Here is an 8,827-nt window from a genome sequence, read left to right on the forward strand (position 1 = left end):
TCTAATTTTGGCAATTTGCATGTTGGTTATTTCATACTCCATTTTTTCTTCACCAGTTGCTGAATTTCTTGAAAGTACTTCTGTGATTTGAGCTAAATAAAGTTTTCCTATTGTCAGTTCATTTTCTTGAAGTGTATCGATATCAAAAGAAATTTTGGCAGTGATTTTTTTGTCGCTATCCTTATGCTCGATTATTAATGTTTTCTTATCTTTGTTTGCAGCTATCAGTTCACCGACGATTTCATATGATTCTGGATTTTCCATCTCCATTTTTGTTATGAACTCAAATGTTGCTAATGCCTCTGAGTATTCTAGAGAAGTTCGCCCACCCTTCCTTGAATTCATCGACCCCCAATTTATGTAGATATCTGATTCTGTTCTTATCAAATTATTCAAGAAATTTCTGTAACTAGAAGCACATTTTTTGTGATTTTTTTGCAGCTCTATCATCAATTCTTTCTTGTCTTTGCAGTTACTTTTCTCAATTAAATTAAAGAAAGTTTCTGATATTATTTCTGTCAGGGGATCTTCTTGCTCCAATAAATTTAATTGCTGATTACGCAACTTGCAGGTAGCTACTTTGACGCCAAAAGATCCTTTGAATGTCTCAATCAATGAGAGTGTAGATTGTTTTTTGATGTCATTAGTCAATTTGCTATTGGACGCTGTATTACTTTCTTGCAAGTATTGGGAAGAATTTAATGCTTTGACTTTATCATTTAATTTCTCATATGATTTGTACTGTCCAACAGCATAAAATAATGTTTGTAGAGATGTCAATATACCACCTATTTGCTGAGTTGGAATTTCTCGATAGATTGAATTGCTTTGATATAGAAAACTAAACCTAAAGGTTAATATTTCTCTTTGCATTTCCTGCGCTATTATATTTTGGTCGATTAGGCTAAGTATAATTTCTGAAGCAGAACGCTTTTCAACTATCTCCAGTACTTCTATTAACTCACAAATCCTAGCAGAGAAATCTCTTAATTCTTGACTGATAGGCAGAATAACTGAAAAAAAGTCTCTATCTATTTTTCTTTGCCATATTGATGCTTTTCTATTCGGAATCTCTCCGTTTTTCTCCCATCCATTAAATGACAAGTAACCTTCGACAAACAAAGGATCTATTCTATCTATATGATTTAAGCTTTGTCTGTCTATCATTTTTCTGAATTCAGTGTTAATTACAAAGTATTTTAGTAATAAAATTAGCCTGTACTATGGCATATCTCCATTAGCAATTTTAGACATAATCATATTTAAAGAGGATTGATTAAATATGTTACTAGATGGAATGCTTATTGTTATTTTTGATTGATTTTCTGTAGATTCATTACCAGATAAAGATATCCAGTATCCACATCTTTTCATGACTGTTTTCTCACGGTCTATCTCTATCCATTCTTTAATATCATCAGGTACAATCACTAATATTAGTATTATAGGATTACAAGATTCTTTAATTAATGTATTGTAGTTACTAACTGGTATTGGATGCTTTATAATTTCCTGTTGTTGCTCAATCTCTATAGCTGATGTACATTTTAGTTGAACATCTAGGCTTGGGTGTGAAAACCTACCGAAAATATTACTACTTCTAATTGTCATATCAATACCACTATTGTCAACTAGTCTTGTAGCTCTAGTTGTCGAACAGCCCGCAACAGAAGCAACTGCGTTCACATATGCAATACTAAATTCTTCTTTTTGATCGTTTAAAGTTATTGTCACATTGATAGTTCCTATTTATATGATGCTTGCTATTTGTTAATGTTGATAGCATCCATCAATAACTATACTTCAGCCGCAAATGATAAGTGACACTTTCAGCTTATAACTAGTGTACCCACATAATACTTTTTTCTATCAATTGAAACTAAAAAAGGGCGAGCAATTGCCCACCCTGGATATTAAGGTAATTTAGAATCGATTAACCTAAAACTTTTTTCGCAGTAGCGACAACGTTATCGACAGTAAAACCGTATTTCTCCATCACGGTACCGCCAGGAGCCGAAGCACCGAAACGATCGACTGTGACTAAGCCGCCGTCCATACCGACGAAACGGTGCCAACCCATGCTGCAAGCAGCTTCGACGGCGACGCGCTTGGTAACTGCTTTGGGTAAGACAGATTCTTGGTAAGCCGCATCTTGAGCGTCGAATAATTCCCACGAAGGCATGGAGACGACACGGACTTTTTTGCCTTCAGTGGTGAGTTGTTCGGCTGCTTTGACGCAGAGGCTGACTTCGGAACCCGTTCCGATCAAAATGATATCGGGAGTACCTTCAGAGTCAGCGATCGTGTAGGCACCTTTAGTTACGCCTTCGATCGAAGTTCCGGCCAAGTTGGGTAAGTTTTGACGGGATAATGCGAGGAGGGTAGGAGCTTGTTGGCTGGCTTTCTCGATCGCGACTTTATATGCGCCGGAGGTTTCGTTACCATCGGCGGGACGAATGACTGTCAGGTTGGGGATAGCACGCAAGGAGGCGATCGTTTCGATTGGTTGGTGCGTGGGGCCATCTTCACCTTGACCGATCGAATCGTGAGTCATGACCCACAATGCGCCGATTTGGGATAATGCGGAGAGGCGAATCGCGGCGCGCATGTAATCGGTGAAGATCAAGAAGGTCGCGCCGTAAGGAATCAAACCGGAGTTGTGGAGAGCCATACCATTACAGATGGCACCCATTGCATGTTCGCGCACGCCGAAGTGGACGTTACGGTTTTGGTATGCACCTTTTTGGAAATCGCCGGAACCTTTGATTTCGGTGAGGTTGGAGTGGGTTAAGTCAGCGGAACCGCCCATTAAACCAGGTAAAACTGGAGCGAGTTTGTTGAGACAAATTTCGGAGTGTTTCCGAGAAGCTACGGCGTTATCTGCGGGGGTATAGGTGGGTAAGACGCTATCCCAACCAGCGGGGAGTTGGCGAGTGAGTAAGCCTTCAAATTCGGCAGCTTCTTGGGGATATTTGGATTTGTAGGTAGCGAGGGTAGCTTCCCATTCGCCTTCGTATTTGGCACCGCGATCGATCGCTTCGCGCATGTGAGCGACGGCATCAGCGGGTAGTTCAAAGGGAGCGTATTCCCAGCCGAGGTTTTCGCGGGTGAGTTTGACTTCTTCTGTACCGAGAGCCGCACCGTGGATGCCTGCGGTGTTGCATTTGTTGGGGGAGCCGTAACCGATGATCGTGGTGACTTTGATCATCGTGGGTTTGTCAGTAACTTTCTTGGCTGCTTCGATCGCTGCTGAAATCGCTGCTAAGTCGGTGTTACCATCTTCAACGTGGATGGTGTGCCAGCCGTAAGCTTCAAACCGTTTGGAGACATCTTCCGTAAAGGCTACATCGGTCGAACCATCGATCGAGATGTGGTTATCATCATACAAGACGATCAGCTTACCTAAGCCCCAGTGACCCGCGATCGAAGCGGCTTCGCCAGAGATACCTTCCATATTACAACCGTCGCCGACGATGACGTAGGTGTAATGATCGACGATCGTGGCATCTGGCTTGTTATATTTAGCCGCTAAGTGCGCTTCCGCTAAAGCCAAACCGACACCGTTAGCAATCCCTTGACCGAGGGGGCCTGTCGTGACTTCTACGCCAGCAGTCTCAAAGTTTTCAGGGTGTCCGGGAGTGCTAGAACCCCACTGACGGAAGTTTTTGATATCTTCGATACTGACGCTATCGTAGCCAGTCAGGTGCAATAGGGCATATTGCAACATCGAACCATGTCCGGCAGAGAGGACAAAGCGATCGCGGTTGAACCATTGGGGGTTCTTGGGATTGTACCGCATGAAATTTTGCCACAGTACATATGCCATTGGAGCCGCACCCATCGGTAAACCAGGGTGACCGGATTTTGCTTTCTCGATCGCATCTACAGCCAGAAAGCGAATTGAATTAATAGCAAGTTGGTCTAAAGATTGAGCAGCTACAGGCATGATATATATTAATTAAACTAATGACTAGTGGGCAGATGTGCTAAGCACTGCTAGACAAGTGTAGGCCGAGCATCTAGTTTACAATTTTCTGGGGGCCGATCGAGTAGCGATCTTAGCAAGACACTTAACCCGATCGGCGCAATGTTTTGATGCCACAATAGAAAATTTGTAAAAAGATCTGCATCGATCTTAACAATTTCTACTCATCATCCCATTTGGTGGATGGATGAGCAAGGGGTTAGGGGAGTGGATAGTGAATAGTGGATCGTGGATCGTGAATTACTTAAGATTCAGCTCGATAGTCATTTCCCTTATAGCCTAACTGCGATCCACTATTCACTATTCACGATCCACGATCCACTAGTTTTTGTTACAGAACATCACTATCGCTTCCATTTGCCCGCAGCATCTGGTATGACTAGGCCAGAGGTAGTCGATCGAACAAAGTATGAACATGCCAAAATACGATAGTATCTTCAACGCTGAAGAGTATACCGATGAGCCATTAAATGAAGCTGAAGGCTTGGCATCAATTGTGCTGATCGCTGCTTTAGCCGATAATCCGCAAGACTTGGTGGCACCAGATTTATTTTTAGATATTCTGGCAGATTTTGACTTGTATGCCGAATATTCTGATGAGGATCTCTTATCGATGGTCGATAGCTTGACGGCCATAGCTGCCGACAAAGGACTCGGTGCTTTATTTAATGCCGCAGATGAAGCAATTCCCGACGATCTCGTCCCAGATGCTTATGCAGCGGCAATGTTGGCGAAGATGAATCCGGATACAGGCGAGATTCCGGCCACAGCGCAGGTATTTTTGAAAGAATTACAATCGGTATTGGATATCGATGATGAAGAAGCGGCGGAAGTTACCGCAGAGGTGCAAAAGGCGTTCGAGCAGGTTGAAGGATAAGTTTTGACATCGAGTTATTTAATCGGCAATCGCACCTGAAAGCGGGTATTCCCTGGCTCTGAGGTAAAGCTAATTTTGCCCTGATGCTGCCCGACAATTCGGCGGGCGATGTCCAGTCCCAATCCGGTGCCTTTGCCAACTTCTTTGGTAGTAAAAAATTGGTCGAAGATCCGCGATCGAACATCACCAGGAATGCCCGCACCATCATCGGCAATTTCGACGAGGATGCATTCATCTTCAAGTGCAGTGCGGATCCACAACTGCCCTTTGCCATTGGTCGCATCGATCGCATTGTCGATTAAATTCGTCCAGACTTGATTGAGTTGGGGCGCGTAGGCAGAGATCTGGGGCAAATTAGCAGCATATTCCTTGGTTACTGACACACCGTATTTGAGTTTGTGTTTGAGGATAATTAGCGTATTCTCAATGCCCTCATGAATATCGATTTGTTGGAGTGGAGATCGATCTAAATAAGAGTAATTTTTCATCGCGGTAATTAGCTCGGAAATCCGCGTCGAGCCGAGTTGGATCTCTTCTAATAATTTAATGCTGGTGAGGGTAGTTTCCAGCCAAGTCAAGACACACTCCAGACAATCGGGGCTAATTTGGGCGGCGACTTCATCTAGCCGCGCTGCGTCTAATTCTGCCATTACCAACATCGGAGCTAGCTGCCAGGGATTGGCGATCTCGCGGTCTGCCAACCAATCGGCGATCGCATCTTCGGCTTCGCTTTGGGCGATCGGATCGAGGCTGCTAGACTCGATCGCGGCAGTAGTCGCCCGCTGGTACAAATCGTCCAAAAAGGCAATTTGTGCGGCTGTAAACGGTTGTTGGTGCAGCCGGAGTGCCAATGAGGGTAGGGTTTGTAAGGCTGTTTCGAGGTTCTGGACATTGCTGCGGACGGCAGCGGCAGGATTATTTAATTCGTGCGCGAGTCCCGCAGATAAGGTACCCAACGAGATTAGTTTGGCTTGTTGCTGAGTGACGGTTTCGTGGATCTGCGATCGTTCGACGGCAATCTTAAGAATGCGCCGCATTACACCAGGACACAGTTCTAGCATTTTCCAAAAGTCGTCGGGTACCAGCTTGTATAACTGCACGTCGGTAAGTGCCCGTCCGCTGGTCGGATACGGCTGGTCTAGCAACAAAATCAGTTCGGCAAATACTTCTCCCGCACCTAATGTCACGGCAGGAACGACTTCCCCACCGACGTTGCGCGTCCACTCGATTTGTCCGGTGGGAATGTTGTAGAAGGCGGATCGCCTTGTTTGGCAATTTGAGTGCCGCGATCGATCGCAATTTCGCTACCCAGTCCGGCGATGCACTGCAACTGCGCGTTACTCAGGTTAGAAAACAGTGGCACTCGACTTAAAGTGTCAATTTGCATAGCGGCGGTGGGTGGTTTTCTGGCACTAACGATCTAAGTTTCTAGCTTGCACTATGTGAGATCGATCGAATCATTCAGCCGATTTCGATCGATAATTTCTGTTAGTTTCTCTTGTCAGATCGCTCATCCTCTAACCAATCAATCAGATCTGTCATCTGAGTAAAATCTAACAAATCCTCACCGAGAGATTCTAATCGATCGAGTGTAAGACTATTTACTTTCGATCGAATTTCTGGAGCGATTTCTCCTAGCTTGCGAGTGAGTTGTTTCAACACTATTGCTCGGCCCTCTTGTGTACGTCCTCGCTCTAAACCGCTGGCTTCGCCTTCCGCTCTGGCATCCTGATAAACTCGCGTCTGCTGCAACTCAATCCCTAACATGACATCCACCTCCTCTCTAGTCAGATTGCTAAACTTGTACACGATAATCGTTGACAATAAACCAATTATATCTTGACTCCCGCGTGCCTGTCCGATGAGCCTGCGCGCCTGAGCTGTTGCTTCATCGCCTTCGAGTGTCGTCAATACCATCAACCCTAATCCGATTGGTAGCTCTTCGATCTCTCCCAATTCATCCAAATATACTCTGGTAATTCTGCCACTTGCCAACATCTCGCGCACGATTTCCTGTCGCGATTGTTCGATATTTCTAGATGGATAAATTACTACTGCTTGCCAATCAAAAAATTGACTGCGATTGCGATAAGCATATATGCCAATCTCACTCACTATTCTCTCATACAATAACTCATCTTTTTGAAATTGCACTTCACAGAAATAAATTATTCCTGCTGGAGTGGGAGGAATAAAGACCCCATCGATCCTAAATGCTGTTTCTTTAACTTCTACGGACTCGAACACATATCGATTCTCTTAATAGAGAGGCTTCGCCAACGGCATTTGCAGGCGGTTGAGAAATTAGAGCGAATAGCAGAGTTGGTGACTGCCTGAATAGCTGGTAAAAAATCGTGTCGCGGCGCATAAATATATATCCATACTTATTAGTATTATACTACAAATAAAAACCGCTCCCAATTTTGGGAGCGGGGTAAATGTTAGGGCAATCCGATCGTCACAATTCACCGCTAGCGATCGATTGAATCAATCTAGGCGTACTCGGATCGAAACCAGCAATATCCCAAGAATTAGGATCTTTGGGATCTACCAAAGAGATATTGTTAGGCACCAAGGAGATATAAATCGCTTTAGCTTCAGGATTCACTTTCTGACGATATTCTGCTAAAGCTTGAGTGGGGTGTTGACTTCCCGCCCAGCTTTCACAGTCAGTCCAGAAACAAATTACATCGGCATAAAAGTTATTTTTAATCATCCACTTGTAAGCAGAGCTAGCATCAGTGCCGCCAAAGTTGAGGTCGCTGGCTTTCTGCATTGCCGAACTAAATGAGTCGCTGCGATTGATTTTTAAGTCGATAAAATTGGTCGAAAATCCGCGAATCGCGTAGTTTTTTTCTGCTTTTGCCGATGCTAATGCCATGGTAGTGGCAATTTCACAACAGGTGAGATTAATCGAACTTACGGAGTAGTAAGACATCGAACCAGAAATATCGACAGCGTGCATAAACACTTTGCCAGTAGGCTCGATCGCATCGAAAGACATTTCTAACGCTGTTTCCAAAATATCCACGATGCGGGGAACGGGAGTCCAAGTTTTGCTACTTTTACCCAAACTACCGCCAGAGCGATAAGTTTTGAGTGCTTTTAACACATCGATCGGGTGAATCCGTCCTTTACGTAAGTGTTCTTTACTATTGAGGATCGCGGCGACTCTGTTGAGATTTTTATTGGATTTCTTGGAGTAAGCCAAGACACCAATTTCGGTTAAAGAACCGAGATTTCGCAACAAGGCACCGATCGGCATATCTTCAAATAATAACTGCCAAGCACCGAGATCCATTTTGCCCACGGGTGCAGCCATTTCATGAGTCAAGCGACCCTTGGAAATTGCCGTCTGAGTGTGCTCGGGATTGCGTTTTAACCATTCATACCACCAGATCTGATTTAATGCCTCTGTAGGCGATTGTAGAGGCAATTCTTCCCAACCATTGGTGACCCATTTAAACAATAAATCGCGATCTTCGGTTTGTGGTTTGGCATGGAACAATCGTAAGGCATCGCGATTGGAAAAACCGTGACGTTGTTGATATTTCAGCAATTGATAAGCTAGAGCTTTAGTATCGCCCTGCAACAACCAATTTTTACCAGCTTCGCGGACGATTTTACCGAAACCGCGCACGGATTTGGTGTAGCTCATCCACTCATAAAAGTGGCTGGCAGTTCGCACGACTTGCGGAAAGATCGATTGAAATGCTTGTTTTGCGGCAGGAGATTCGCCCATCGAGAGTAATACTAATGCCCAAATTGGCGCACTGTTATTAATCGATCGACCGTCAGAAGCATAGGCGATTTCTTGCGCGACTCGATCGGGATCTGCGGCGATCGCTTTTTCCAAAATATCGACAAAATCGTTAGTTAATTCCCATTTTGTTGCGTAGTAACTACCGTTACCAGTCCCAATTAACAAGCACCGACGCAATGTGCGCCACATGCCAGCGTCAAAC

9 protein-coding genes are annotated in these 8,827 nt (G+C 44.4%); 1 reads left to right on the top strand and 8 read right to left on the bottom strand.

What is annotated here, in order from left to right; translation table 11 throughout:
- The 3 genes from C7B77_RS16795 to tkt form a co-directional block, all read right to left on the bottom strand.
- A partial coding sequence (locus C7B77_RS16795) for a hypothetical protein (protein ID WP_219892178.1) occupies positions 1-1,167 on the bottom strand: 1,167 nt, incomplete at its 3' end.
- 54 nt (positions 1,168-1,221) lie between these two features.
- Entirely contained in the window at positions 1,222-1,734 is a 513-nt protein-coding gene (locus tag C7B77_RS16800; protein WP_181243895.1) for a DUF4365 domain-containing protein, read from the bottom strand.
- Positions 1,735-1,933: 199 nt separating this feature from the next.
- Entirely contained in the window at positions 1,934-3,946 is a 2,013-nt protein-coding gene (gene tkt / locus C7B77_RS16805; protein WP_106307202.1) for a transketolase, read from the bottom strand.
- A 448-nt stretch (positions 3,947-4,394) separates the two neighbouring features.
- Here tkt and C7B77_RS16810 point away from each other — a divergent pair, with 448 nt between their 5' ends.
- Positions 4,395-4,862: a hypothetical protein gene (locus C7B77_RS16810; protein ID WP_146138368.1), complete on the top strand. Its 468-nt coding sequence runs from the start codon at positions 4,395-4,397 to the stop codon at positions 4,860-4,862.
- A gap of 14 nt (positions 4,863-4,876) precedes the next feature.
- On the opposite strand, the gene C7B77_RS16815 is transcribed toward C7B77_RS16810, so the two are convergent.
- The 5 genes from C7B77_RS16815 to C7B77_RS16830 form a co-directional block, all read right to left on the bottom strand.
- The gene (locus tag C7B77_RS16815; protein WP_342761360.1) at positions 4,877-6,106 is read right to left on the bottom strand and encodes an ATP-binding protein; all 1,230 of its coding nucleotides are present in this window, start codon (positions 6,104-6,106) and stop codon (positions 4,877-4,879) included.
- The gene (locus C7B77_RS16820; protein WP_106307210.1) at positions 6,046-6,249 is read right to left on the bottom strand and encodes a hypothetical protein; all 204 of its coding nucleotides are present in this window, start codon (positions 6,247-6,249) and stop codon (positions 6,046-6,048) included. The genes C7B77_RS16815 and C7B77_RS16820 overlap by 61 nt, the downstream gene beginning before the upstream one ends.
- A gap of 101 nt (positions 6,250-6,350) precedes the next feature.
- On the bottom strand, positions 6,351-7,109 hold the full coding sequence (locus tag C7B77_RS16825; protein ID WP_106307213.1) for an Rpn family recombination-promoting nuclease/putative transposase: 759 nt from the start codon (positions 7,107-7,109) through the stop codon (positions 6,351-6,353).
- Positions 7,087-7,230 carry a DUF2887 domain-containing protein gene (locus tag C7B77_RS31900; protein WP_146138369.1) on the bottom strand — a complete coding sequence of 48 codons (144 nt, stop codon included), beginning with the start codon at positions 7,228-7,230 and terminating at the stop codon, positions 7,087-7,089. Before C7B77_RS31900 ends, C7B77_RS16825 begins: the two co-directional genes overlap by 23 nt.
- A gap of 90 nt (positions 7,231-7,320) precedes the next feature.
- Positions 7,321-8,827, bottom strand: a 1,507-nt coding sequence (locus tag C7B77_RS16830) for a TROVE domain-containing protein (protein WP_106307216.1), incomplete at its 5' end; no start/stop codon positions are given.

Source organism: Chamaesiphon polymorphus CCALA 037, assembly GCF_003003845.1.
In the GTDB taxonomy this organism is placed as follows: domain Bacteria; phylum Cyanobacteriota; class Cyanobacteriia; order Cyanobacteriales; family Chamaesiphonaceae; genus Chamaesiphon; species Chamaesiphon polymorphus.